The organism is Ferrovibrio sp. (assembly GCF_964218355.1).
Taxonomy (GTDB): domain Bacteria; phylum Pseudomonadota; class Alphaproteobacteria; order Ferrovibrionales; family Ferrovibrionaceae; genus Ferrovibrio.
This window is the reverse complement of sequence record NZ_CAXPMC010000005.1, coordinates 81094-107167: the sequence shown is the minus strand read 5'-3', so window position 1 is coordinate 107167 and position 26074 is coordinate 81094. Positions and strand designations below refer to the sequence as shown.

24 protein-coding genes are annotated in these 26074 nt (G+C 65.8%); 5 read left to right on the top strand and 19 right to left on the bottom strand.

What is annotated here, in order from left to right; translation table 11 throughout:
- Positions 1-61: 61 nt before the first annotated feature.
- Entirely contained in the window at positions 62-697 is a 636-nt protein-coding gene (locus ACEQZY_RS01975; RefSeq protein WP_341702205.1) for a COQ9 family protein, read from the bottom strand.
- Positions 694-1230, bottom strand: a complete 537-nt coding sequence (gene def / locus ACEQZY_RS01970; protein ID WP_341702206.1) for a peptide deformylase — start codon at positions 1228-1230, stop codon at positions 694-696. The genes ACEQZY_RS01975 and def overlap by 4 nt, the downstream gene beginning before the upstream one ends.
- Positions 1231-1439: 209 nt before the next feature.
- Between def and rpsU the strand changes: the two genes are divergently transcribed.
- A complete protein-coding gene (rpsU, locus tag ACEQZY_RS01965) occupies positions 1440-1646 on the top strand; it encodes a 30S ribosomal protein S21 (RefSeq protein ID WP_341702207.1) in 207 nt (68 codons plus the stop codon).
- 155 nt (positions 1647-1801) lie between these two features.
- A complete protein-coding gene (locus ACEQZY_RS01960; protein WP_370151913.1) occupies positions 1802-3445 on the top strand; it encodes a PAS-domain containing protein in 1644 nt (547 codons plus the stop codon).
- Between the two features lie 16 nt (positions 3446-3461).
- Here the strand turns inward: ACEQZY_RS01960 and ACEQZY_RS01955 are convergent, their stop codons facing one another.
- The 5 genes from ACEQZY_RS01955 to ACEQZY_RS01935 are packed head-to-tail and all read right to left on the bottom strand — an operon-like array spanning position 3462 to position 9012.
- Positions 3462-4376 carry a 3-hydroxyacyl-CoA dehydrogenase NAD-binding domain-containing protein gene (locus ACEQZY_RS01955; protein WP_370151911.1) on the bottom strand — a complete coding sequence of 305 codons (915 nt, stop codon included), beginning with the start codon at positions 4374-4376 and terminating at the stop codon, positions 3462-3464.
- An 18-nt stretch (positions 4377-4394) separates the two neighbouring features.
- Positions 4395-6278 (bottom strand): TRAP transporter permease, encoded by a 1884-nt coding sequence (locus ACEQZY_RS01950; protein WP_370151909.1) that lies wholly within the window; start codon positions 6276-6278, stop codon positions 4395-4397.
- Between the two features lie 36 nt (positions 6279-6314).
- Positions 6315-7286, bottom strand: coding sequence for a TAXI family TRAP transporter solute-binding subunit (locus ACEQZY_RS01945; protein WP_370151907.1), 972 nt, complete (start codon positions 7284-7286; stop codon positions 6315-6317).
- Entirely contained in the window at positions 7283-7666 is a 384-nt protein-coding gene (locus tag ACEQZY_RS01940; RefSeq protein WP_370151905.1) for a hypothetical protein, read from the bottom strand. Before ACEQZY_RS01940 ends, ACEQZY_RS01945 begins: the two co-directional genes overlap by 4 nt.
- A complete protein-coding gene (locus ACEQZY_RS01935) occupies positions 7663-9012 on the bottom strand; it encodes an acyclic terpene utilization AtuA family protein (protein WP_370151903.1) in 1350 nt (449 codons plus the stop codon). The genes ACEQZY_RS01940 and ACEQZY_RS01935 overlap by 4 nt, the downstream gene beginning before the upstream one ends.
- 96 nt (positions 9013-9108) lie before the next feature.
- Here ACEQZY_RS01935 and ACEQZY_RS01930 point away from each other — a divergent pair, with 96 nt between their 5' ends.
- The gene (locus ACEQZY_RS01930; protein ID WP_341702214.1) at positions 9109-10008 is read left to right on the top strand and encodes a LysR family transcriptional regulator; all 900 of its coding nucleotides are present in this window, start codon (positions 9109-9111) and stop codon (positions 10006-10008) included.
- A 55-nt stretch (positions 10009-10063) separates the two neighbouring features.
- Here the strand turns inward: ACEQZY_RS01930 and ACEQZY_RS01925 are convergent, their stop codons facing one another.
- Genes ACEQZY_RS01925 through ACEQZY_RS01895 form a run of 7 tightly spaced genes read right to left on the bottom strand, consistent with a single transcriptional unit; the run spans position 10064 to position 17980 of the window.
- Positions 10064-11077 (bottom strand): ABC transporter substrate-binding protein, encoded by a 1014-nt coding sequence (locus ACEQZY_RS01925; protein ID WP_370151901.1) that lies wholly within the window; start codon positions 11075-11077, stop codon positions 10064-10066.
- 43 nt (positions 11078-11120) lie between these two features.
- Positions 11121-12242 (bottom strand): ABC transporter permease, encoded by a 1122-nt coding sequence (locus ACEQZY_RS01920; RefSeq protein ID WP_341702216.1) that lies wholly within the window; start codon positions 12240-12242, stop codon positions 11121-11123.
- Entirely contained in the window at positions 12239-13168 is a 930-nt protein-coding gene (locus ACEQZY_RS01915) for an ABC transporter permease (RefSeq protein WP_370151899.1), read from the bottom strand. The genes ACEQZY_RS01920 and ACEQZY_RS01915 overlap by 4 nt, the downstream gene beginning before the upstream one ends.
- The gene (locus ACEQZY_RS01910) at positions 13161-14012 is read right to left on the bottom strand and encodes an ABC transporter ATP-binding protein (RefSeq protein WP_341702218.1); all 852 of its coding nucleotides are present in this window, start codon (positions 14010-14012) and stop codon (positions 13161-13163) included. Before ACEQZY_RS01910 ends, ACEQZY_RS01915 begins: the two co-directional genes overlap by 8 nt.
- A gap of 18 nt (positions 14013-14030) precedes the next feature.
- Positions 14031-15266, bottom strand: coding sequence for a Zn-dependent hydrolase (locus tag ACEQZY_RS01905; RefSeq protein ID WP_370151897.1), 1236 nt, complete (start codon positions 15264-15266; stop codon positions 14031-14033).
- 36 nt (positions 15267-15302) lie between these two features.
- Entirely contained in the window at positions 15303-16580 is a 1278-nt protein-coding gene (preA, locus tag ACEQZY_RS01900) for an NAD-dependent dihydropyrimidine dehydrogenase subunit PreA (protein ID WP_370151895.1), read from the bottom strand.
- A gap of 14 nt (positions 16581-16594) precedes the next feature.
- Complete coding sequence (locus ACEQZY_RS01895; RefSeq protein ID WP_370151893.1) at positions 16595-17980, bottom strand: NAD(P)-dependent oxidoreductase; 1386 nt, start codon at positions 17978-17980, stop codon at positions 16595-16597.
- Positions 17981-18277: 297 nt separating this feature from the next.
- On the opposite strand from ACEQZY_RS01895, the gene ACEQZY_RS01890 reads away from it, so the two are divergent.
- Complete coding sequence (locus ACEQZY_RS01890; RefSeq protein ID WP_341702222.1) at positions 18278-19039, top strand: TetR family transcriptional regulator C-terminal domain-containing protein; 762 nt, start codon at positions 18278-18280, stop codon at positions 19037-19039.
- A gap of 149 nt (positions 19040-19188) precedes the next feature.
- Positions 19189-20640 carry a dihydropyrimidinase gene (hydA, locus tag ACEQZY_RS01885; protein WP_341702223.1) on the top strand — a complete coding sequence of 484 codons (1452 nt, stop codon included), beginning with the start codon at positions 19189-19191 and terminating at the stop codon, positions 20638-20640.
- A gap of 70 nt (positions 20641-20710) precedes the next feature.
- On the opposite strand, the gene ACEQZY_RS01880 is transcribed toward hydA, so the two are convergent.
- From ACEQZY_RS01880 to deoA, 5 genes are read right to left on the bottom strand one after another with little or no spacing between them, the layout of a single operon-like run.
- Entirely contained in the window at positions 20711-21565 is an 855-nt protein-coding gene (locus tag ACEQZY_RS01880) for a 5'-nucleotidase, lipoprotein e(P4) family (protein WP_341702224.1), read from the bottom strand.
- 31 nt (positions 21566-21596) lie between these two features.
- Positions 21597-22601 (bottom strand): adenosine deaminase, encoded by a 1005-nt coding sequence (add, locus tag ACEQZY_RS01875; protein WP_370151890.1) that lies wholly within the window; start codon positions 22599-22601, stop codon positions 21597-21599.
- Entirely contained in the window at positions 22598-23494 is an 897-nt protein-coding gene (locus ACEQZY_RS01870; RefSeq protein ID WP_370151888.1) for a phytanoyl-CoA dioxygenase family protein, read from the bottom strand. Before ACEQZY_RS01870 ends, add begins: the two co-directional genes overlap by 4 nt.
- A complete protein-coding gene (locus ACEQZY_RS01865; RefSeq protein ID WP_341702227.1) occupies positions 23491-24714 on the bottom strand; it encodes a phosphopentomutase in 1224 nt (407 codons plus the stop codon). The genes ACEQZY_RS01870 and ACEQZY_RS01865 overlap by 4 nt, the downstream gene beginning before the upstream one ends.
- The gene (deoA, locus tag ACEQZY_RS01860; RefSeq protein WP_370151886.1) at positions 24711-26072 is read right to left on the bottom strand and encodes a thymidine phosphorylase; all 1362 of its coding nucleotides are present in this window, start codon (positions 26070-26072) and stop codon (positions 24711-24713) included. The genes ACEQZY_RS01865 and deoA overlap by 4 nt, the downstream gene beginning before the upstream one ends.
- Between the last annotated feature and the right edge of the window lie 2 nt (positions 26073-26074).

Sequence of the window (26074 nt, the reverse complement as noted above, 5' to 3'; positions counted from 1 at the left end):
ACCGCCTCCATTTCCGGACTGCCTGACAGATCAGGCTTCTCTTTTCAGGCCCGTTGTCTTTTCAGGCCCGGCGCAGGCGCTGCAGCGGGTCGGGCAGCCGTCCGGCCAGTTTCGCCAGCCGACCCTTCGCCTTTTCGATGCGCATCACGTCGGCCAGCCGGCGGTCGAGGAATGCCGCCGTGGCGGCAAAGCCTTCCGACCGGTCGTCCAGCCAGCGCAGCAGCGTGGTCGAATAGACCCCGGCCAGCAGCAGCCGCTTGGTGTAGAAGTTGAAATCGGTGGCGGTATCCCCTGCCGCATACCAGATCGCATCGACCGTGCGGTAAACCTGTCGCAGCGCACGCGGCGCATGCTGCGGCAGGGCTTCCAGCGCCAGCGCCCGGCGCACCGCCTCGCGATGGGCCGCGGCCAGTTCCAGCCGCAGCAGCACGGCGGTCCTGACCCGGTCGCGGATTTTCATGCCGGCAAGGTCGCGGCTTTCCAGTGCACGCAGCATCGCCGCATCGGTCTCGGCAATCCAGAAATCCAGCGCGTCGACAGCACCCTCCGGGAAGGCGCGCGCGACCAGGCCGGCGTCATGGCCGCAATCCTTCGCCGCTGCAGCCAGCGCCCGTGCCGTCCAGCCGTCGAAAGGCACATGGGCCAGCAATGCCTCGAGCAGGGCCCGTTTCTCGGCCAGCAGATGGTCGTCGCTCATTCTTCCTGCTCCTCCGGCTGCAGCGGCGCACGGTGGCGCAGCTCGCTCTCGAATACCAGGTCCTTCAGATCGGTCATGCGCTGGGGATAGAGGATGCCGTCCAGATGGTCCAGTTCGTGCTGTACCACCCGGGCGTGCCAGCCCTCGACCATGCGCTCCAGCCGGCTGCCATCGGGCAGCAGACCTTCGTAGCGGATGCGGGTATAGCGCGGCACCAGCCCGCGCAGGCCGGGCACCGACAGGCAGCCCTCCCAGGCGATGTCCTGCTCTGTCCCGGCCGGTTCCCAGCGCGGGTTGACCAGGGTGACCAGTTCCCGCTGCGGCGGATCGCCGTCGGGCGGGGTCAGGAAAACCGCGACCCGCAGCGGCACATGGACCTGCGGTGCCGCCAGCCCCTGCCCCGGCGCGTCCAGCATGGTGTCCACCATGTCGCGGATCAGGGCATGGATGTCCGGGGCGGTCGGATCGGGCACCGGCTCGGCCGGCCGGGCCAGCACCGGATGCCCCATGCGGGCGATTTTCAGAATGGCCATGACCCAAAACTAGGCCAGCCGGCCCGCGGCGCCAAGCTTCCGGCGATTGTCTGTAAATTGCGCAAATACCGGCCAAATATGAATGATTATTGCCGGCGACTTGTGAACAAGCCGCTTCACAAAGGCCGGGGGCCATGATAGAAGGCGCGACTTGGCGGGGCTTCGCCCTGCACCGGATTCTCTTTGCTACCCGAAAGGATGGGACCCACGTGCAAGTCCTCGTGCGCGATAACAATGTCGACCAGGCCCTGAAGGCGCTGAAGAAGAAGATGCAGCGTGAAGGCATCTTCCGCGAGATGAAGCTGCGCGGCCATTACGAGAAGCCGTCGGAGCGCCGCGCCCGCGAGAAGGCCGAGGCGATCCGTCGCGCCCGCAAGCTGGCCCGCAAGCGCGCCCAGCGCGAAGGCAATGCCTGAGCCATCCGGCCACGCTGGTCCGAACGAAGCCGCCTCCGGGCGGCTTTTTTCTTGACCGCGTCCGGCCCCGACCGGCCAGTTAACAGAAAATAAGCCCCTGCCGGGCGCATGATTGCCTTACAATCGGGGGGAAGAATGACAATGGAGTCCGGCGCGTGCAAGACGACCTCCTGATCAAGCAGGGGCTCGACCACCTCGATCAGGGGATCAGCATCTTCGACAGGGAGCTGAAACTGGTCGCCTGCAACCGCCGCTACATCGAACTGCTCGGCTTCCCCGATTCCTTCGCAGCCCCCGGCACACCGGCGGAAGTCTTTTTCCGGCACAATGCCGGCCTCGGCGAATACGGCCCGGGCGATGCCGAGGCCCAGGTTCTGGAACGGGTCGAACTGGCCCGCCGCTTCCTGCCCCATCATTTCGAGCGCATCCGCCCGAACGGCATCGTGCTCGACATCCGCGGCACACCGCTGCCCGGCGGCGGCTGGGTTACCGTCTACAGCGACATTACCGAGCGCAGGCGGACCGAGCAGGCCCTTGCCGCGGCCCGCGGCGAACTGGAACAGGAGGTTGCGAGCGCCACAGCGGAACTGCGCGACAAGAACCGGCTGCTGGACACCATCGTTGCCAATATCAGCCACGGCATCACGCTTTTCGATACAGACCTGAACCTGCTGATCTGCAACCAGCATTTCCTCGACATGCTGGGCTATCCGGAAGAATACAGCCGGCCCGGCACCCCGTTCATCGCGTTCCTGCGCTGGAATGCCGAACATGGTGAATATGGCGCCGGCAATGTCGAGGCAATCGTGGAAGAACGCATTGCACTCGCCCGTCGCATGGAGCCGCACCGGCTGCAGCGCCGCCGGCCCAACGGCCGTGTGATCGAGGTGATCGGCACACCGATCGAGGGCATCGGTTTCGTCACCTCCTACTCCGACATCACCGAGCTGCGCCGGGTGCAGGACCAGCTGCGCGACCTGGCCGATACGCTGGAGCAGCGTGTCGACGAGCGCACCGAAGCCCTGACCCGCTATATCGCGGAGCGCGAAGGCACCGAGCGCGAATTGCTGCGCGCCAAGGAAATGGCCGAAGTCGCCAATCGCTCGAAAAGCACCTTCCTGGCCAATATGAGCCACGAATTCCGCACGCCGCTAAATGCCATCATCGGTTTTTCGGAATCCCTGCTGGCCGGCTATTTCGGCTCGCTGACCCCGAAGCAGAACGAGTATGTCGACGACATCCTGAAATCCGGCCATCACCTTCTGCAGCTGATCAATGACGTGCTGGACCTGGCCAAGGTCGAAGCCGGCCGCATGGAAGTGCATGTCGAGGCGCTGGATGTGCGGCAGGCGATCCAGGACAGCCTGGAAATGATCCGGGTGCAGGCGGAACGCGCCCGCGTCTCGATCCAGGCAGACCTGCCCGAAAGCCTGCCGAACCTGCAGGCCGATGAACGCATGCTGCGCCAGATGCTGCTCAACCTGCTGAGCAATGCCGTCAAGTTCACCCCGGGCGGTGGTCGGGCCTGGGTCACGGCTGCGACGGCAGACGGCCATCTCGACATCTCCGTGCACGATACCGGGGTTGGCATGGCACCACAGGACATTCCGAAGGCGCTGGCGCCTTTCGGCCAGGTGATCGGCGTGCTGACCCGGCAGCACCAGGGCACCGGCCTCGGGCTGCCGCTGGTCAAGTCGCTGGCCGAGCTGCATCATGGCAGCCTGTCGATCACTTCGGCACCCGGCCAGGGCACAACGGCAACCATCCGGCTGCCACTCGCCTTCATCCGCGAAAAATAAGCGACAGCGGCTGCCGTCAGGAAATCTGCGGCCGCAGCTTCAGCAGGGCGATCAGCGCCGCATCGCGGGCGGCTTCCAGCTCTTCGACCGGACGACCGGCCGCTTCCTCATCCACACCCTGCACCAGCGCCGCCCGGGTCGCCGCATCGAAGGACGGACTGCCCAGCGACTGCCAGCGCCGCACCTGGCTGGCGCCGAGATGATCGAGATAATGGGCTATGCCGCCGGGACCGCCGCCGAGGTGATAGGTCATATGCGGTCCCATCACCGTCCAGCGCATGCCGGGCCCGTATGCCATGGCGGCATCGATATCGGCGACGCTGGCGACGCCCTGTTCCACCAGATAGACCGCCTCGCGCCAGACCGCCGAGGCCAGCCGGTTGGCGATATGGCCGGGCATCTCGCGCCCCAGCACCACCGGCCGGCGCCCGACCCGGCGATAGAAATCCGCCGCCTGTGCCACCACCGTCGCATCCTCGCCAACCAGTTCGACCAGTGGCACCAGATGCGGCGGATTGAACGGATGTGCCGTGATATGCCGGCCGGGATGGCGGCAGCGCACCACCAGCCGGCTGCGCAGCAGCGACGAGGTGCTGCCGGCAACGATCACCGCCGGCGGCAGCAGGTCGTCGATCTCGGCCAGCAGCGCCTGTTTCAGTTCTTCCTTCTCGGGGGCGTTTTCCTGCACGAAATCCGCGCCCTGCAGGGCCTCGGCCAGCCGCGGCGTGAAACCGAGCCGCCCCTGCCCGGTCAGCCCCAGTTCGGCCAGCTGTGCGCCGGCACGGACCGCGAAATCCCGCAGATAGCGTTCCGCCTCCGGCGCCGGGTCGGTTGCCTGCACGTCGATCCCGTGCGCGAGGAGCAGGGCCGCCCAGCTGGCCCCGACGGTGCCGCAGCCGACAATTGCAACGGTCTTCACAGGATCTGACACGGCCTTCCCTTCCTGCCCTCAGGTTCCGGCCGCCTGGCTGCTGTCATCGACACGCCGGATGCGGTGCCACCGGGTCAGCCACAGCAAGACGAAACCACCCGTTGCCAGCCCGAGGCCCGTCCAGGTCGGGAAGACCGACAGCACCGCGATCAGCAGCAGGATGCCGCCGTTGAGCAGCCGGGAATCGAAAAACCGGGCGCCGCCGAAGAATGCGGCAAAGGCCATGGTGAAGACAAGGCCGGACACCACCGCCTCGCCGATCTCCAGCCAGCCGCCATTGGCCAGCATGCCGGGATAGGCGATGAACATGAACGGGATCACATAGGTTACCGCACCCAGCTTGCAGGCCTCGCGCGCCACCGACAGCCACCCGGTCTGGGCGATGCCTGCCGCCACGAAAACCGCGACACAGACCGGCGGCGTGATCACGGAGATCGTCGCGTAGTAGAAGACGAACATATGCGCAATGATCGGATCGACACCGACCTTGACCAGAGCCGGCGCCAGGACCGCGGCCACCAGCACATAGGCCGCCGTGGTCGGGATACCCATCCCGAGCACCAGGCAGACCAGCCCGGTCACCAGGGCGATCAGCCAGACCGAACTGCCGGCCATGCTGACGATCAGCGACGACAGGGCGACGCCGAGTCCGGTCAGGTTGACCATGCTGACCAGAATCTGCGCGCCGGCCAGCAGCACACCGATCATCACCAGTGCCTTGCCGGCATCTTCCAGGCTGTCGACGATGACTTTCAGCGACCGGCGCAGATTGGCGACCGATCGGACATTCAGCACGAGGAAGCTGGCAAACAGGCCGGTGACGCCGAAAAAGGCCGCCGTCTGCACCGACCGGCCGGTCAGGATGCCGAACAGCAGGGCGGCAAAGGCAATGACGATGGGCCCGACCCGGCCCGGCGCCAGCACGGTACGCCAGGGCGGCATCTCGGATTCCGGCACCGTGCGCAGGCCGCGGTTGAGGGCGATGAAATGGATGGTGGCGAAGGCCCCGAGGTAATAGAGGAAGGCCGGCAGGACCGCCGCCTTGGCGATGTCGAAATAGGATCGGCCGATGATCTCGGCCATCACGAAGGCCGCGGCGCCCATCACCGGCGGTGCGATCTGGCCGCCGGTCGAGGCCACTGCCTCGATGCCGCCGGCCAGCGCCGGGCCGTAGCCCAGCCGCTTCATCAGCGGAATGGTAAAGTTGCCGGTGGTGGCGACATTGGCGACCGCGCTGCCGCTGATGGTGCCGAACAGGCCGGAGGCCACGGTGGCGATCTTGGCCGCACCGCCAGGGCTGCGGCCGCTCAGGCGGATCGCCAGGTCCATGAAGGTCTGGCCGCCGCCGGTGAACAGCAACACGCTGCCGAACAGGATGAAGGCCCCGATCGTGGTGCTGGCCACGCCGACCAGCAGGCCCCAGATGCCGAGATCCCCGAGCAGCAGGGTCTCGGTCACGAAATAGATGTCGAAGCCGCGATGGCCGAGCGCGCCGGGCAGATACTGCCCCAGCAGGGCATAGGCGAGGCCGGCCAGGGCAATGGCGGGGAAAATGCCGCCGATGGCCCGGCGCGAGATTTCCAGCACGGACAGGACGAGGCCGGCGGTGAGTGCGATGTCGAGGCCGGTCGCCGTCGGCAGGCTTTCCATGATCTCGTCGTAATTGACCACCGTATAGGCGCAGGCCGCCACCGACAGTCCGGCTGCCGCGAGATCGACGGCGATGCCGAACGGACGCCAGCGCGTGCCGGCGCCCAGAGGAAACATCAGGAGGCCCAGACCGACAATCAGGCCGACAAAGATGGCGCGCTGGATCAGTCCCTCGAACGCGCCGAATGCCGACGTGTAGAGAATGAACAGACCCAGCAGGACCGCCATGGCCTTGGTTGCGAACGCATGCATGTCCGGGCCTCCCGATAAACCTGAACGAACCCGCGATCAGGAGGATTTCGGCATCAGCTTGGCCGGAATCGCGACATTCTTCTCCTTCAGATACCGCACCACGCCGGGATGCAGCGGAATGGTGCCGTTATCGACCGTCAGCTGCATGAGATCGATGCCCTTCAGGCTGCTGAGCGCGCCGACCTGCATGGTCCTGTCCTCGAAGGCTGCCTTGGCGATCTGGTAGGCGGTTTCTTCCGGCAGATCGGTGCGGGCATGCACGGCGAGGCCGAAGCTCCAGGTGCTGTAGGCAGGGATGCCGTCGGCCGCACCGGCCGGAACGTCCACCACCGAAAGATCCGGGAATTTCTCGGCGACGGTCTTCTTCTGGGCGGCATCGAGGCCGAGCACGCGGATCGGGGTGAAGGTGGCGATGTCGAGGCTGGACCCATCCAGCTTCATGCCGGCGCCGGATTTCACGGTGCCAAGCACGCGGTTGTCCTTCATCGCATCGACGATGTCGGTGGTTGAGCCGCGGACGTAATCCGGCGCGATGCCCAGAGCGGCGAACACCGCCTCCGCCGTCTTCTCGGTTGCCGAGCCTTTCAGGCCGGGATTGAACCGCTTGCCTTTCAGTGCGGCAAGGCTGGTGACACCGCTGTCGTTGCGGACGATTACATTCTGCGGCGCCGTCGCGTAAACGAACAGCAGGCGGTTGTCGACCTTCTTGCCATCGAAGGCGCCTTCGCCTGCATAGGCCTGGTAGCCGACATTGGTGGTGACGAGGCCCATGTCGATCTGCCGGCGCTCGATACGGCGCAGGTTGTCGACGGTGGCACCGGTTTCGACAACGGCGGTCTCGGCATTCGGTACCTTGCTGTTGATCAGCTGCGACAGGGCGACGAAATATCCATACTGGCTGGACGATGCCGAGGTGGCACCGATCAGCATCTTGTCCTTGGCCGCAGCCGGCAGAGCGGCGGCAAAAAGCGCGCAGGCCGCAGCAGCGGCAAAAAGGGTCTGTTTCATCTCGTTGTCTCCTCCGTTTTGTTGAACTGGTAATCCTCCGGAACCCGCACCGGCAGGGCCAGCACGAGATACGAATGGGTCTTGCCGTGACCGTCGAGATTCAGCGCGTCGTTCACGCCCCCCTCCAGCACGTCGTCGATCACGAAATTCAGTGCCCGCAGATGCGGCAACTCGTAACGGACCACCTTGCCAGGGCGACGATGGGCAAAGGCTGCCGCCACCCGTTCGGCCGTGATCTGGTCGCGGATCAGCGGATAGGCGTCCGGATGCCAGGCGATCACGCTGACATTCAGGCGGTTGCCCTTGTCGCCGGTGCGGCCATGGGCGATGCGATGCAGCGGCACCTCGATGGTGCGGCCCGCGGGCGGCATTGCCGTCATTCCAGGATCTCCACTGCCGGACGGACCAGATCGCGCGGCAGATAGCCGGATTCGGTGGCGATCCGCCGGCGCGTGCCGCCGCGCACGCCGCCGCCGCCGGCCGGCCCGCAGGTATACAGGGCCAGCACTTCCTCATAAGCACGATCTGCTTCCGCACGGTCAGCCGCAGCAACAGCGATGCGCAGGCGCACATCCGCCGGTTCCGCTGCCTGCAGTGCCAGCCATCGCCCGTCATCGTCGTTGAACACGCTGGCCAGCCCGATGATGTCGCCGCGCATGCGGATGCCTTCCCCCAGCCTGCGGCGCACCACATCCAGCGCCAGCCGGGCCCGCGCCACGGCATTCGGACCGGCATAGGAAATCTCGCCCTCGCCGAGCCAGCCGCCATCGAGGCCGACAGTGACCTTCAGCCGCTCCGGCCGCGCATGGCCGGCGGCTCCGGCCACGCGGATCCGGTCCGGGCCGGCCTCCGCCAGCGTGACGCCGGTGACATCCAATGTCACATCCGGTGTCAGGTACGCCGCCGGGTCGTGGATTTCATAGAGAATCTGCTCGGTCACCGTATGGCGGTCGACCAGGCCGCCGGTATCCTCCGCCTTGCCGATGACGAAACCGCCATCGGCGGCCATCTCGACAATCGGAAAGCCGATGGCATGGGGATCGGGCACATCCTTGATGCCGGGATCGGCATAATAGCCGCCGGTCACCTGGGCGCCGCATTCCAGCAGATGGCCGGCCAGGGTGCCGCAGGCGATGCGCGGCAGATCGTCCGGTGACCAGCCGTGATGATGGATGAACGGCGCCAGGGCCAGCGACGGATCGGCGACACGGCCGGTGACCACCACATCGGCGCCGGCCGCCAGTGCCTCGACCAGCGGCGCGGCGCCGAGATAGGCATTCGCCGAAATGACGGAATCTGGCCGCAGCAGCCCGCCATCCTCGGCCTGCAGCTGCGGCAGCAGTCCGGCCGCGGCAATGTCGTCGCCGGTCACCACGGCAATGCGTGGCATCCGGCAGCCAAGCCGGACTGCCAGCGCCCGGATCGCGCGGGCCGCCGCCTGCGGATTGGCGGCACCGAAATTGCCGAGGATGGTGATGCGGTGGGCCAGGCAGTCGGCGAGAACCGGCGCCAGCAGGCGCTCCAGCAAAGGCTCGTAGCCGCGTTCGGGATTCTCCAGCCGGGCCAGCTGGGCCAGTGCCAGCGTCCGCTCGCCGAGGGTCTCGAACATGATGGCGGCGGGCCGGCCGGACCGGATCAGGCTACGCACCACCGGCGCGGCGGCATCCAGGCGGTCGCCGGAAAAGCCGGCACCGCTGCCGACCAGGACTGTCTCGGGCCCCGACACGGGCTCCTCCCAACTGAGTCTCGTTGGCAGGCAGACTGGCCGCTTCGCTATATATTTTACAAATTGATTTATCTTATTTATTTATAATGAATGTCTATGAATTTGACCCTCCGGCAGCTGCAGGCCTTCCGCGCCGTGGCCGATCTCGGCAGCTTCAGCGAGGCCGGCGAACGCCTCGGCCTGTCGCAGCCGGCGCTCAGCGCGACGATCCGCAAGCTGGAAGACCAGCTTGGCGTGCGCCTGTTCGACCGCACCACCCGCCAGATCGCCCTGACCGCGGAAGGCGCCGAACTGCGCCGGCTCGCGAACCGGCTGATCGACGAGTTCGAAGCCGTATCGGGCGACCTGCAGGATTACCTGGCCCGCCGCCGCGGCCGCGTGGTGGTGGCCGCCCTGCCCTCGCTGGCGGCCGTGACGCTGCCGCGCGTGCTGGCCCGCTTCAAGGCGCTGCATCCGGGTATCGACGTGATCATCCGCGACACCCTGCATGACCAGATCCAGGACCTGGTCGACAGCGGCGCCGCCGATTTCGGCCTGACCGTGACGCCGGCGGCCGACCGCGATTTCGCCTTCCAGCCGCTGATCGTCGACCGTTTCGTGATGGTCTGTCCGCGCCGCCACCGGCTGGCCCGCCGACGCAGCGTGACCTGGGCCGACATGGTGGCCGATCCGATCATCACCATGGCCCGCACGTCGAGCGTGCGCCAGTATATCGACGCCGCCTGCGCGCAGACCGGCATCGCCTCGCACAGCCGGTATGACGCCGAGCATCTGGCCACCATCGGCGCCCTGGTCAGCGAAGGGCTCGGCATCGCCGCTCTTCCCTCCCTGACCACGCCGCTGCTGCGTTTCGCCGATCTCGCGGAAGTCCCGATCACCGAGCCCCATGTCGAACGGGTCATGGGCATCGTGCGGCGCAACGGCCGCTCGCCCTCAGTTGCCGCCCGCGCCCTGATCGATCTGATCGCGGCCGACTGCCAGCCGGCAGCGGCATGAAAAAACCCGGCCGGTTCACACCGGCCGGGTTCGCAGCGGGCCGCAGCCCGGATGCTTACTTGGCGTATTTCTTCGCCGCCTCGAAAACGCTGTGGGTCCAGGCACCTTCCGGCTTCTTGGTGATCACCGGATCGGACTTGACCGACAGCAGGATCGACACGGTGCGCTCGTAATCGGCCGGGTCGAGATAGCCGGTACCCATCTTCGAGCCCTCGATCAGCTTGGCGATCTCGCCCATCATGCGCTTCTGGTGCTTTTCGGTCTGGGCGCCGGTGGTGTCATTCTCCAGCACCACCATCGCGGCAGCATCGGAATTCTTGATCGCCCAGTCCCAGCCCTTGTTCGAGGCCGCCACGAAGCGGGCCAGCTTGTCGGCATAGGCGGCATCGCCCAACTTGGAGCCGTTGGCATAGATGCCGTCTTCCATGGTGCCGACGCCCTGCTCGCTGTATTTGAAGACAACGAGGTCGCCGGGCTTGAAGCCGGCATCGATGACCTGCCAGTACTCGTTGTAGGTCATGGTCGAGACGCAGGCGGCCTGCTTCTGGATGATCGGGTCGACGTTGAAGCCCTGCTTCAGGACCTTCACGCCCTTGGCGCTGCCATCGGTCGGGATGCCCAGCTTGGCCATCCAGGTCAGGAACGGATACTCGTTGCCATAGAACCAGACACCGAGGGTCTGGCCCGGGAACTTGTCCGGCGAGGTCACGCCGCTGGCCTTGGAACAGGTCAGCATCATGCCCGACTTCTGGAAGGTCTGCGACACGTTGACCAGCGGCACGCCCTTCTCGCGGCTGGCCAGCGCCGACGGCATCCAGTCGATGATCGCATCGGCACCGCCGGCGGCCATCACCTGCGGCGGCGCGATGTCCGGACCGCCCGGCTTGACGGTGACGTCGAGATCGACCGCCTTGTAGAAGCCCTTGTCCTTGGCCACGTAGTAGCCGGCGAACTGGGCCTGGGTGACCCATTTCAGCTGGATGGTGAACTTGTCCGCGGCCTGCGCCGATCCGGCGGTCAACGCGAGGACGGCCCCGAGGGCCAGTCTGTAAAAGGCTGCACGCTTCATGATCTTCTCTCCTCTCCTGTCGGAACTGTCATACCCCTACTACTCATGATGCTGTCTTGCGGAAGGACGGATGCCAGAAGGTCAGCCAGCGCTCGGCCAGCGTCAGCAGGCCGTAACTGGCCGAGCCGGCCAGGGCCGCGACGGCGATGCTGGCCCAGACCATCGGGATGTTCATGCGGCCGACCTCGGTCGAGATGCGGAAGCCCATGCCGATGATCGGGGTGCCGAAGAACTCGGCGACAATCGCGCCGATCAGTGCCAGTGTGGAATTCACCTTCAGCGCAGTGAACAGGAACGGCATGGCGGCCGGCAGACGCGCCGTCAGCAGCGTCTGGCCATAGCTGGCGGCATAGGTTGCCATCAGGTCGCGTTCCATGCGGCCCAGCGCGTTCAGCCCGGCAATGGTGTTCACCAGCATCGGGAAGAACGTCATCACCACGACCACGGCCGCCTTCGACTGCCAGTCGAACCCGAACCACATCACCATGATCGGCGCGATGCCGATGATCGGCAGCGCGCTGACCATGTTGCCGACCGGCAGCAGGCCGCGCTGCAGGAAAGGCACCCGGTCGACCAGCACGCCGACGAGGAAACCGGCCGACGAACCGATCACGAAGCCCGGAATCACCGCGCGGATGAAGGTTTGCACAAAATCGACGCCCAGGGTCGGCAGGCTGGTCGCGATGGCGTGGCCGATGGCGCTTGGCGGCGGCAGCAGCACGGCCGGAACGGCAAAGCCGGTCACCACCATCTCCCACAGATACAGCAGCCACAGGCCGAACAGCAGCGGCGCCACGATCCCGCCGGCCGCGCCCGGCAGCTGCTGGGCGGCCAAGCTGGCACGGTCAAGCAGCCGCCAGACCAGCAGACCGAGACCGATCAGGCCGAGCCAGAGGCCGGCCGCATCGAAATTCCGGGCACCGGCCTGTACCAGATCATGCAGGGCAACGGCACCCGCCAGACAGCCCGCCAGCGCCACGCCGGCTGCAGCCGTGACCGCCACCGGCCGCAGGAACAGCCATGCCATGGCGATCACCATCACCAGCCAGAACACCAGCGGCATGGCATGCTGGGCCAGACTGCCGGCCGCACCCAGCGGCAGCAGGGCGCCGGCCGCACCGCAAAGCAGGCCGAGGGCCAGAACAGCATCCCGGCGGCGCTTCATGCTGCACCTCCGAGCCGGCGGTTCAGCCCGCGCTGCACCAGCCCGACCAGGCCGACACAGGAGCCGGCCAGCACTGCAGCCACGATCAGTGCCGACCAGATCTGCACGGTCTGGCCATAATAGGAACCGGCCAGCAGGCGCGCGCCGAGACCGGCCTGCGCGCCCGTCGGCAGCTCGCCGACGATGGCGCCCACCACGGCCAGCGAAATGGCCACCTTCAGGCTGGCGAACAGAAAAGGCAGCGAAGCCGGCAGGCGCAGCAGGCGCAATGTCTGGGCGGTCGAGGCGCTGTAGGTGCGCATCAGGTCGAGCTGGATGGTCTCCGGCGAGGTCAGCCCCTTGACCATGCCGATGGTGACCGGGAAAAAGCAGAGATAGGCCGAGATCACCGCCTTGGGCAACAGGCCGACCAGCCCGAGCGAACCCAGCACCACCACGATCATCGGCGCGATGGCGAGGATCGGGATGGTCTGCGACGCGATGATCCAGGGCATCAGCGCCCGTTCGAGGCTGGCAACATGGATGATGGCCACGGCCAGGCCGATGCCGAGTAGCGTGCCGAACAGAAAGCCGACCAGCGCGGATTCCAGCGTGACCCAGGCATGGTAGACCAGACTGCGCCGCGAGCTGACATTCACCTGCAGCACCATCTTGTTCAGGCCGTCCAGCACCTGATGCGGCGCCGGCAGCACCGGCCGCTCCATCGACAGGGTATCGGCCACCAGTTCGGGGGTTGTCCATTCGGCACGGCCGGCGCGCTCGTAGGCGTCGCGGACCTGCGGCGCATTCAGTTTCACGGCGCCGAGATACCAGACCACCAGGATGAACAGCAGCACCGCGAGTACCGGCAGCGCACTCCCCTGCCGCAGACGCAGCCAAAGGCCGGCGGGCGGGCGGGTGGCCGGGATGGCGGCGGCGTCAGACATGATCGTCGTAGCTGTGGCCGGCGCGCAGGCCTTCGCGCACGCGGTGGGCAATGGCGGCGAATTCCGGTGTCTCGCGGATATCGAGCTTGCGATCCCGGGGCAGGTTGCTGTCGATCACATCGATGATCCGGCCCGGCCGCGGGCTCATCACCACGATCCTGGTCGACAGGAAAACAGCCTCGGGGATCGAATGGGTCACGAACAGCAGTGTCTTTTCGGTGCGACGCCACAGGTCGAGCAGCTGTTCGTTCAGATGGTCGCGGATGATCTCGTCCAGCGCACCGAAGGGCTCGTCCATCAGCAGCAGTTCCGGGTCGAAGGACAGGGCGCGGGCAATGGAAACCCGCTGCTGCATGCCGCCGGACAGCTGCCAGGGGAATTTACGCTCGAAGCCGGACAGGTTGACCAGATCGAGAACCCGCTTCGCCCGTTCCAGCCGTTCGGCTTTCGGCAGGCCCATGATCTCAAGCGGCAGGGTGATGTTGCGCAGGACGCTGCGCCAGGGATACAGCGCCGGCGCCTGGAAGACATAGCCATAGGCCCGATCGAGCCGTGCGGTCTCTGGCGCGACGCCGTTCACTTTCACATCGCCACCGGTCGCCTTCTGCAGATCGGCGATCACCCGCAGCAGGGTGGTCTTGCCGCAACCCGATGGTCCGATGAACGATACGAACTCGCCGCGCGCAACCGACAGGTTCACATCCGACAGGGCATAGACCGGCGCATCCGCCGTCTGGAAGACCAGATTGACTCCGGCCACCTCGACCGCCGGCACGGCAGAAGAATTGCCGGCCGGTGCCGCGGCGGCACCCTTTACTACACGCTCTTCCATCGCGACGGCCATTCTCCGTTTCTCGTGCCTTCAGGCCGCGTGTTCCAGCATGGCGCGCATCAGCACGTTGCAGCCGGCGGCGAGGTCCTCGGCGGTGGCCGACTCGATCTCGTTATGGCTGATGCCGTCGGCGCAAGGCACGAAGACCATGGCGGTCGGCGCCACGCGGTTGATATAGCCGGCATCGTGGCCCGCGCCCGAGGTAATGTCCATATGGGCGTAGCCGGCCTCCTCGGCCGCCTTGCGCACGGCGGCGATACAGCCCTTGTCGTAATGCACCGCCGGTGAATTCCAGACCTCCTTGCATTCATAAGCAAGGCCGAGTTCGCCGCAGATTTCCGCGCAGGCGGCTTCCAGCGCCGCCTTCATTTTCAGGAGGGTCTCGTCCTGCGGATGGCGCAGATCGACCGAGAAGAACACATTGCCAGGAATGGTGTTGCGCGAATTCGGGCTGACCTTGACCAGGCCGACGGTCGACACGCCCGGCTTGTGATCCAGCGCGATCCGGTTGATCCGGTCGACAATGCGGGCGCAGCCGAGCATGGCATCCTTGCGGCGCGGCATCGGCGTGGTGCCGGCATGGCTTTCGGACCCGGTCACGGTGACCTCGAACCAGCGCATGCCCTGGATGCCCTGCACGACACCGATGGTGCGCCGGTCGGCCTCGAGAATCGGACCCTGCTCGATATGGGCCTCGAAAAAAGCCTTGAACGGCCGCCCGCCCACCGGGGCGTCGCCAAGATAGCCGATCCGCTTCAGCTCCTCGCCGATGGTCTTGCCGTCGAGATCCGTGCGGCTGTGGCCGTATTCCTCGGTAAAGACACCGGCAAAGACACCGGACGCCACCATCGCCGGGGCGAAGCGCGACCCCTCCTCGTTGGTCCAGACGGAAACCTCGACCGGCGCGTCGGTCTCGAACTTGTGGTCGTTGAGGGTGCGGATGACCTCAAGCCCGGCCAGCACGCCATAGACGCCGTCGAACTTGCCGCCGGTCGGCTGGGTGTCGAGATGGCTGCCGGTCACCACGGGCGGCAGGTCGTTATTCCTGCCCGGCCGGCGGGCGAAGATATTGCCCATGCGATCGACAGTGACGGTGCAGCCCGCATCCTTGCACCATTGCACGAAGAGATCGCGGCCCTGCTTGTCGAGATCGGTCAGCGCCAGGCGGGCACAGCCTCCCTTGGCCGTGGCACCGATCTTCGCCATCTCCATCAGGCTTTCCCACAGGCGGTCCTTGTTGACCTGGATGTTCTTCACATTCGCCATCGTCGTGACTCCTTGAAACGCTGGTCCGGGAAGCGGTTACTCGGCCGCCTCGCGCATCGGGTTGTTGGGATGCTGCATCCAGTTCTGGTAGCTCTGGCCGTCATCGACCCGCTTCATGGTGATGCAGCCCTCCACCGGGCAGACATGCATGCACAGATTGCAGCCCACGCATTCCTCGTCAATGACGCTGTAGACCCGCTGTCCGTCGAGACGGCCGGCCGTGATCGCCTGATGCGAGGTATCCTCGCAGGCGATATGGCACAGGCCGCAGCTGATGCATTTTTCCGGGTCGATGGCGGCAACGATCTGGTATTTCAGGTTCAGGTTTTTCCAGTCGGTGACGTTGGGCACCGCGCGGGCCTGGAAATCGCCGATGCGGGCATAGCCCTTGCCGTCCATCCAGCGCTTCAGGCCGTCGGCCATATCGTCGACGATGCGGAAGCCGTAATGCATCGCTGCCGTGCAGACCTGCACGCTGCCGGCGCCGAGCGCAATGAACTCGGCAGCATCCCGCCAGGTCTCGATTCCGCCGATACCGGAGATCGGGATGTCGCCGGTCTCGGCGTCGCGGGCGATCTGGGCGACCATGTTGAGCGCGATCGGCTTCACCGCCGGACCGCAATAGCCGCCCGAGGTGCCCTTGCCGTCCACCGTGGGGGTCGGCGCCATCTGGTCGAGGTCGACGCTGACGATGGAATTGATGGTGTTGATCAGGCTGACCGCGTCGGCACCGCCCTTCACGGCGGCACGGGCCGGGCCGAGGATATTGGTGATATTGGGCGTCAGCTTGACGATCACCGGCATGCGGCTGTGCTGCTTGCACCAGCGGGTGACCATCTCGACATAGTCGGGCACCTGGCCGACCGCCGCGCCCATGCCGCGCTCGGGCATGCCGTGCGGACAGCCGAAATTCAGCTCGACACCATCGGCGCCGGTTTCCTCGACCCGCTTCAGGATCGATTTCCAAGCCTCTTCCTCGCATGGCACCATCAGCGAGACAACCAGTGCCCGGTCAGGCCAGTCGCGCTTGACCTGCTTGATTTCCTGCAGGTTGATTTCCAGCGGCCGGTCGGTGATCAGCTCGATGTTGTTCAGGCCGGCAACCCGGCTGCCCTTGTAGGAATAGGCCCCGTAGCGCGAGGAGACATTGACGATGGGCGGGCCATCCTCACCCAGCGTCTTCCATACCACGCCGCCCCAGCCGGCCTGGAAGGCGCGCACCACATTATAGGCCTTGTCGGTTGGCGGCGCCGAGGCCAGCCAGAAGGGATTAGGGGCCCGGATACCGGCGAAATTGACGGACAGATCTGCCATGGCTGCCTCCCTGCTCAGGCCGCTGCTTTTTTGCGGAGTACCCGGTCGATGGCCTCGGCGGCGCGCTTGCCGCCCTCCACCGCCGCCACCGTCAGGTCCTGCCCGCCGGCCACGCAGTCGCCGCCCGCCCAGACACCATCGAGAGAGGTACGGCCGTCCGTATCGGCCGCGATGCGGCCATCTTTCAGCACCAGCAGGTCGCGACCGTCTTCACGCACCGGGTCCGGCACGAAGGTCTGGCCGATTGCCTTGAACAGCATGTCCGCTGCCAGCGCGAAAGTCTCGCCGGTGCCCTGCAGGCGGCCGGCGGAGTCCAGTCGCGTATATTCGAACACGGCCTGACGCAGGGCCCCGCCCGCACCCTCCAGTCGCAGCGGCCGGGCCCAGTGGCGGATGACGACGCCGTTTTCCTGGGCGAAGGCCTGTTCGTGCCCGGTGGCACTCATCGCCGCGGCGCCGCGGCGGTAGACCAGCGTCACTTCCTCGGCACCCAGCCGCTTCGACTGGATCGCGATATCGATGGCGGTGTTGCCGCCGCCGATCACCACCACCCGGCGGCCGACCGGCAGCTTCGAAAAATCCTTCACCTGCCGCAGGTCGGCGATGTAGTCGACCGCATTCATCACGCCCTGCAGATTCTCGCCATCGCAGTCCAGCGCCTTCACGCCGCCGAGGCCGAGGCCGAGGAAGACGGCATCAAAACCGCGCCGCAGGTCTTCCAGCCGGATGTCGCGCCCCAGCGCCTTGCCGGTTTCAACCGTAATGCCGCCGATCCCCAGCACGAAGTCGATTTCGCGGCCGGCATAGCCGTGCGGCACCTTGTATTCCGCCACACCGTAGCTGTTCAGCCCGCCCAGCGCCGGCTTCGCCTCGAACACGGTGACGGCATGACCGTGCATGGCCAGACGATGGGCGCAGGCCAGCCCGGCCGGCCCGCCGCCGACCACCGCAATGCGACGGCCGGTGGCTGCCGCGCGGCCGAACGGATGCTGGTTGGCCGGCGTGCCATGGTCGGTGGCATAACGCTGCAACAGGCCGATCGGGATCGGCTTGCCTTCTTCCGCGTTGCGTACACAGGACTGCTCGCAGAGGATTTCCGTCGGGCAGACCCGGGCACAGGAGCCGCCAAAAATATTCTGCTCGTAGATACGGAGCGCCGCGCCGGCGGTGTTTTCCGTCGCGATCTTGCGAATGAAGCCGGGAATATCGATGCCGGTCGGGCAGGCCTCGATGCAGGGTGCATCATAGCAGAAATAGCAGCGATTGGCTTCGACCAGTGCTGCCTGCTGGTCCAGATCGGGGACGGCCGCGGCAAAATTCGTCGCATAGCCTGCCCTGTCGAGCCGTCCGGCGCGGATATCCGCACCTGGCGCCCCGGATGGATCGTGCTGCTTCACCATGACCCGAACCCCCTGCCTGTCGTGGTCCTGAACCGGCTGCATGCCGGCCGGCACCGTCTTTGCGGTCCGGCCTTCTCCCTGTCGCCACGCAAGATCGGTGCCGGTTCTCCCAAAACACTGCAACCGCCTTACTGTGACAGCAGCGAGGCTAGGATTTTCTTGACCAAATGGTCAAGTCGGGATTCGCTGGCGGTCGCGGCATGCTTTGACAGATGGCGACGATCCGCATAAGGAATCTGCACGGCCCCTATGCACATGCCCGCTCATTGGGCACAGGAACAGACGGACGAACGGACGATGGCGGCGAAGCGCAAGACGGCCCAGACAATCCGCAGGCAGCCTGCAGCGGACAGGGAGGCCGAGCCTGCCGGCGACAACCTGCCGGCGAACGGCAGCAATGGCGGACAGGCCGGCGCGATCCGCCGCCGCAATGTCGAGAAAATCCTGAAGGCCGCGGAATCGGTTTTTGCCAAGAAAGGCTTTGCCGGTGCCAGCACGGCCGAGATCGCCCGCAAAGCCGGCGTGCCCAAGGCCAACCTGCACTATTATTTCCGTACCAAGCAGGACCTCTACGGCAGTGTGCTGGATGCCATCCTCGAGGTCTGGCTGGATGCCCTGGACGAGGAACTGGTGGCCGAAGCCGATCCGGCCACGGCGCTCGGCAACTACATCGCCCGCAAGATGGCCGCCTCGCGCGACGCACCGGAACCCTCGCGCCTGTGGGCGATCGAGGTGATCGGCGGCGCCCGCCATGTCCAGCCTTTCCTACGTAACCGCCTGCGCCGGCTGGTAAAAGAGAAAAGCCTCGTGATCGAGGGCTGGATCGCTGCCGGCAAGATGAAGCCGGTCGATCCGGCCCATCTGCTGTTCATGCTGTGGGCGGCGACGCAGACCTATGCCGACTTCGCCGCCCAGATCGCCGCCGTGCTGGACCGCAAGACGCTGGACGACGGCATTTTTGCCGCGGCAACGCAGACGATCACCGATCTGGTGATCAATGGCACGGGGGCCCGGCAGACCCTCCGCCCGGTTCGCGCCAGAGCCGCGCGAAAAGCCTGACTGCCGCTGCATTTGCCGAAAAACCAAGCAGCCCGCCACCCGCTTGCGCAATCACGCGCTTCTGCTGCGGGAGCGCCATGATTTTCTTGACCGTTCGGTCAGGTCATGAATGAATACCCCGTCGTGTTGAAGCAGGGCGGGAGGCAGACATGGCGGTACTGGTTCGTGGCGGCACGGTCGTCAATGCGGATTGCAGTCAGCGTGCGGATGTTCTGATCGATGGCGGCAGCATCAGGGCAGTCGGCCCCGATCTCGAAGCGCCGGCCGGCGCCGAGATTGTCGATGCGGGCGGCGCGCTGGTGATGCCGGGCGGCATCGACCCACACACCCATATGGAACTGCCCTTCATGGGCACCGTCGCCTCCGAGGATTTCTTCTCCGGCACCACCGCCGGCGCGGTCGGCGGCACCACCATGATCATCGACTTCGTGATCCCGGACCCACAGGAGAATCTCCTCGCGGCATTCAGAAAGTGGCGCGGCTGGTCGGAAAAATCCGCCACCGACTACAGCTTCCATGTCGCCGTCACCTGGTGGGACGACAGTGTGCACAGGGATATGGGCACGCTGGTGCACGAGCATGGCGTGAACAGCTTCAAGCATTTCATGGCCTACAAGAACGCCATCATGTGCGAGGACGAGGTGCTGGTGAACAGCTTCCTGCGCGCCCGAGAACTCGGCGCCCTGTGCACCGTGCATGCCGAGAATGGCGAGCTGGTCTTCCATCTTCAGAAGGAAATCATGAAGATGGGGATCACCGGGCCGGAAGGGCATCCGCTGTCCCGTCCGCCCGAGGTGGAGGGCGAGGCCGCCAACCGCGCCATCCGCATCGCCCAGGTGCTCAATGTACCGCTCTATATCGTGCATAATTCCTGCAAGGAATCGGTGGAAGCGATCATCCGCGCCCGCAACGAGGGTCAGCGGGTCTTCGGGGAAGCGCTGGCCGGCCACCTGCTGGTCGACGACAGCGTCTACCGCAACCCGGACTTCGCCACAGCGGCTGCCTATGTGATGAGCCCGCCCTTCCGTCCGAAAGAGCATCAGGCGGTGCTGTGGCGGGCCCTGCAGGCCGGCCACCTGCAGACTACGGCGACCGACCATTGCTGCTTCTGCGCCGACCAGAAGGCCGCCGGGCGCAACGATTTCACCAAGATTCCGAACGGCACCGGCGGGGTCGAAGACCGCATGCATGTGCTGTGGCATCACGGCGTCAACAAAGGGCGCCTGACGCCGAACGAATTCGTTGCCGTCACGTCGGCCAATGCTGCGAAGATCTTCAACCTCTACCCGCGCAAGGGTGTGATCCAGCCGGGCGCCGATGCCGACCTGGTGGTCTGGGACCCCAAGAAAACCCGAAAAATCTCGGCCAGGACCCACCACCAGAAGGTGGATTTCAACATCTTCGAGGGCATGGAGGTCGAGGGTATCAACACGGTGACGATCTCGCAGGGCCGGATCGTCTACAAGGACGGCGATGTACGCACGGTGAAAGGCGCCGGCCGCTATATCAACCGGCCGCCATTTGCGCCCTATTACGATGCGCTGACCCGCAAGGCGGAACTGGAACGGCCAAAGCCGGTGCTGCGCAGCGCCGCCGAATAACCGGCGACCCTGTCTTCATAAAAAAGCCCCGGAGCAAGCTCCGGGGCTTTTCCTTTTCGGCGACACCCCCTTATTTAGGGCCTTCCCAGGCCTTGAGCACACCGCGCTTGGCCTTGCGCTGCTCATCGGCCGGCAGTTTGTAATTGTGACCGAACGGCGCCGATTCCCACGAACCGTAGGTCGGATTGGCAATCATGATCCAGGACTTGCCCCAGCGCTCGGCATTCTCCTCGAACACCTTCTGCCGTTCGGCTTCGCTGCCCCGGTAGCTGTCGGTGAAATCGCCGAAATTATCGCCGATACCAAGCAGGATGCGGTAATCCTTGGCGATATAGGCGCGCCGGGTGCTCTTGGCCGAGCCCCAGTCGGGCTTTTCCTTCGAGGTCAGCACGGTGTCGACATTGCCGCCCATCGGGAAGCCGTATTTCTCCATGACCTTGCGGGTGGCGGGCTCTTCTTCCGCGGTGCGGTTGGTGACATAGAAGACCTTCACACCTTTCGAGTCAGCATATTTCGTGAAAGCCAGCGCACCCTCGATCGGGGTCGACATCTCGGCATTCACGAACTCGGTCCATGTCTTCGGGTTGAAGCTCTTGTCGTTCAGTACCATCCAGGCCTGGAAGGCGGAATTGTCGAGCACCGTCTCGTCGACATCGAGAATCACTGCCGGCGGCAGGGCCTGATAGCTGCCGGTCTGCTCCCCGGGTGCAGCCGTCCATGCCTTGTCGGCCAGTGCTTCGTCCAGCCGGATCCGGGCCAGCGCATAGGCCGCGGCCGCGTGGGCCTTGAATTCGACCGAGCGCTGGGTCCACAGGGTCGCGTTCAGATTGTCGTTCTGCGGCGGACCGTCGGCCGCAAACACGGGTGCCGCGGCCAGAACCAGGCCTGCCGCAACAAATACAGAAGTGAGATACCGGGCCTTCATTGTTGTTTCTCCTCGCGTCGAGAGATCTAGGTCAGTGAGCACGAACAGACTGGCCGGATAGCTGCTGTCGCAGGGACAGCCGGGTTTCCGGATCGACAAAAGCCGCGTCGACGGCGGTTTCGGTGATGCGCAGCAGAGCGGCTTCAGAGAGGCCGAAATGCTTAGCGGCGGCGGCATATTCCCGGCCGATCGAGGTGCCGAAAAACGGCGGATCGTCGGAATTCAGCGTCACCCGGCAGCCGGCGGCGATCAGACGCGGCAGCGGGTGGCTGGCGTGGTCGGGATAAAGGCCAAGCGCCAGATTGCTGCCCGGGCAGACCTCCAGCACGATGCCGCGTCGGGCGATATCTTCCAGGAGGCGCGGATCTTCCGCCGCCCGCACACCATGGCCAATGCGGCTGACCGGCAGCAAGTCGATGGCCTGCCGTACGCTGTCAGGTCCAGCCACCTCGCCGGCATGCACGGTGCAGGCATAGCCTGCCTCATGGGCCAGCCGGAAGGCCGGCACGAAATCAGCCAGCACAAAGCGGTGCTCGTCACCGCCCATACCGAAACCAACCACATAGGGATGCGGCTCTGCTTTCATGCTGCCAACGATCTCGACGGCCCGCTGCGGCCCCAGATGCCGCACGCAGGTGACGATGACGCGCCCGATGATGCCCGTCTCTGTGAAGGCATCATCGATGCCGGCGGCCAGCCCTTCCAGATGCCCGGCATAGCTCATGCCGACGGCGGCGGCATGATCCGGCGAGGAGAAGACCTCGACATAGACGGCGCCTTCCGCAGCACAGGCCATGAGGTACTCATACATGATGTCCCGGTAATCGGTCGGGTGACGCAGGCATTCGCTGGCCCGGTCATAGGCATCAAGAAAATCGCTGAAATCCGTCCAGGCATAGCGGCCGTCCGGCGCGAACATCGCCGTCGGCAGCCGGATGCCGTTACGATTGGCCAGCCGGTGCAGCAGGCCGGGGGCCACCGCGCCCTCGATATGGCAGTGCAGTTCGGCTTTCGGCAGGCGCATCAGCCCGGTCATGCGAAGCCCCGCAGGGGCAAGCCGGGTCTCTGCAGCCAGTTGTCGGCCGCATAGCCATCCAGGCCGTCGATCAGGTGCAGGGCATAGGCATGCCGCGGCCGGGCGGAAAGGTTGGGTCCGCTGGCATGGGGCAGATATCCATGCAGAACCACGAGGCTGCCGGCCGGAACGTCGAGCTGCACCTCGCCCTGCTGCGGCCAGGGCGAGGAATCAAGATCGACCTTCCGCGTCGTCCTGCCATCACGGACAAAGCGCTGCCGCAGCGGCCCGCGGTGTCCAGCGGCCAGGGCCGTCATGCAGCCGTTCTCCGCTGTCGCATCGTCCAATGCCAGCCAGAAGCCCGTGGTGCTCTGCGGTTCGGTATAGAGAAAGCTCGCATCCTGGTGCCAGCCGACCTCGCCGCCAATCTGCGGCTGCTTGAAGATGTACATCGACTGCAGCAGGCGCGGATCGCGCAGCCCAAGCGCAGCCGCCAGCGCAACAAAATGCGGATGCCGCGAGATGGCGGAGAAGACCGGATCAAGATCATGCAGCGCATGGCCGATCTTGTTCAGCGCCAGCGGCACATCCCGCGTCAGGTTGCCGGCAGGATCGAAAGCGTCTTCCTCAAAAAAGAACCGGATTTTATCGCCGGATTCGAGGAAATAGGCGTCCCGCGCATGGGCCTGGCTGCGCGTCGAAAACACCGTGCGGACGGATTCCGGATCGCAGCCGGCAGCCAGTTTCCCGGCCTGATCGCGCAGAGCCCTGACATCGGTCTCAGGGAGGAAATTCTCCAGCACCAGGAAGCCATCCTCGGCATAGGCCGCCAGCGCCCCGGCACCGACAGCCCGGCCACCCGTGACATCGAAACGCCGGGGCTGCAGCAGCGGGCGGGCGGCGACAGCGGTCATGACAATGTGCAGGCCTCCCCGGCCGGCAGGGGGGACAGTCCGAGATGCCGGGCCAGTGTCTGCCCCATATCGGCGAAACTTTCGCGCCGGCCGAGATTACAAGCAGGTACTTCCGGGCCGAACCACAGCATCGGCACATGCTCGCGGGTATGATCGCTGCCCGGCATGGTGGGATCGCAGCCATGGTCGGCGGTGATCAGGGCGAGATCTCCCGGCCGCAGCAGCGCCTCGAATTCCGGCATCCGGCGGTCGAACTGTTCCAGAGCGGCTGCGTAGCCCGCAGTGTCGCGGCGATGACCGAACAGACTGTCGAAATCGACAAAGTTGACAAAGACCAGTGCACCATCCGGTGCGGTTCCGGCCTCGTCGAGCATGGCATCGAACAGGGCCATGTTGTCGGGGGCCTTTACCTTCCTGGTCAGGCCGCGCTGGGCGAAGATATCGGCAATCTTGCCGATCGAAACCACCTCGTGGCCGGCAGCGGCCAGACGGTCGAGCAAGGTGTCGTCATGGGGCGGCGTGGTCAGGTCCCTGCGATTGGCGGTCCGCACAAAGGTTTCCGGCGTCTCGCCCACGAAGGGCCGCGCGATGACCCGGCCGACATTCAGGGGTTCCAGCAGTTCCTTGGCGAGGATGCAGAGATCGTAGAGACGCTGCAGACCGAAATGGGTTTCGTGTGCAGCGATCTGGAACACGGAATCCGCGGAAGTATAGCAGATCGGCCTGCCGCTGCGGATATGTTCCAGCCCCAGTTCGCGGATGATCTCGGTGCCCGAGGCATGACAATCGCCGAGTATGCCCGGCAGATTGCCGCGCCGGACCAGTTCCGCGATCAGGTCCGGCGGAAAGCAGGGCCGGGTTCGGGGAAACAGGCCCCAGTCGTAGGGCACGGGCAGGCCGGCAATTTCCCAGTGACCGCTGGGCGTATCCTTGCCGACGCTGCGCTCGGCCGCGCAGCCATAGGCACCGGCGGTGACATTCCCTTCAAGACCGGGCGGCACCTGTCCGGTGCTGACCCGCGCCGCTTCGCCCAGGCCGAGCCGGACCAGGTTGGGCAGCACCAGCGGCCCCTGCCTGAGGCCCGGCCGGTCGGCATGGCCATCTCGGCAGGCTTCGGCGATATGACCCAGGGTGTCGGCACCGGCATCGCCGTAGCGGGCCGCATCGGCACTGGCGCCGATGCCAAAGGAATCCATTACCAGAATGAAGCCGCGCGTCATGTCGCCTGCTCCTGCATTTCGGACCGGATGATATCTGCCGCGGCAATGCGTGCCCGGATGACCGGACGGGCCGGCGGCGGCAGGTCGGCGATCTGGATCGCCGCCTGCAGTGCCGCAACGGCCTGTTCAGCGGCGGCAGTATCCGCCGCATGCACCATGGCCAGCGGCTCGCCGGTCGCAACGGGACTGCCTGTCGGCATGATATCGGTCAGCCCGACCCGGGGGTCAATGGCGTCGCTGGCCCGCTGGCGTCCGCCGCCAAGGCCGATGATGGCCACCCCCACAGCGCGAGCATCCATGGCCGAAACATGGCCGTCCTGCAGCGCCGGACAGGGACGGATCACTGGCGCCGGCGGCAGGTATTTTCCGGTCTGCGCCAGAAAATCAGCTGGTCCGCCAAGCTGGCGGACCATACGGGCGAAGGTCTCGGCCGCCCGGCCATTGTCGAGAGCGGCCTGCGCCTGCCTGCGTCCGTCTTCCACCGATCCGGCCAGCCGGCCCAGCAGCAGCATCTCGCCGGCCAGGACCAGAACCACCTCGTGCAGGCGTGCGTCGCGGCCGGCCGCATCTGCCAGATAGGCGGCCGTCTCGGCGACCTCAAGCGCATTGCCGGCGGTGCGGCCCAGGACCTCGTCCATGTCAGTAATCAGGGCCGTGGCCGGCAGGCCAGCACCGTTGGCAACACCGACAATGCTTTCGGCAAGTTCGCGCGCCATGACCGGATCGGCGGCGAAGGCACCGGATCCGGTCTTTACGTCCATCACCAGACCCTCAAGGCCGGCGGCCAGCTTTTTCGACAGGATCGATGCCGTGATCAGGGGCACGGACTCCACCGTCGCCGTCACATCGCGGGTGGCATAGAAGCGCCTGTCGGCCGGTGCCAGATCGTCAGTCTGGCCGATGATGGCGCAGCCGGCCTCGCGTACCACCCGCTGGAAAGTCGGAATATCCGGGTTGGTGTCATAGCCGGGAATCGATGCCAGCTTGTCGAGCGTGCCGCCGGTATGACCAAGGCCGCGGCCCGAGATCATCGGCACGAAGCCGCCGCAGGCCGCTACGATCGGCGCCAGCATCAGGCTGACCTTGTCGCCGACACCGCCGGTGGAATGCTTGTCGAGAACCGGCCCCGGCAGATCGAGCGGATGCCAGTCGATCACCCGCCCCGACTGCGTCATCTCGCGGGTCAGCGCGACACGCTCGGGCATGCTCATGCCACGGAAGAAGACTGCCATGGCGAAAGCCGCGATCTGGCCTTCGCTGAGGCTGTTGTCGGCGATGCCGCGGGCGATAAACGCAATCTCTGCGGCCGTCAGCTCGGCACCGTCCCGTTTGCGGCGGATGATCTCCTGCGGCAGCATGG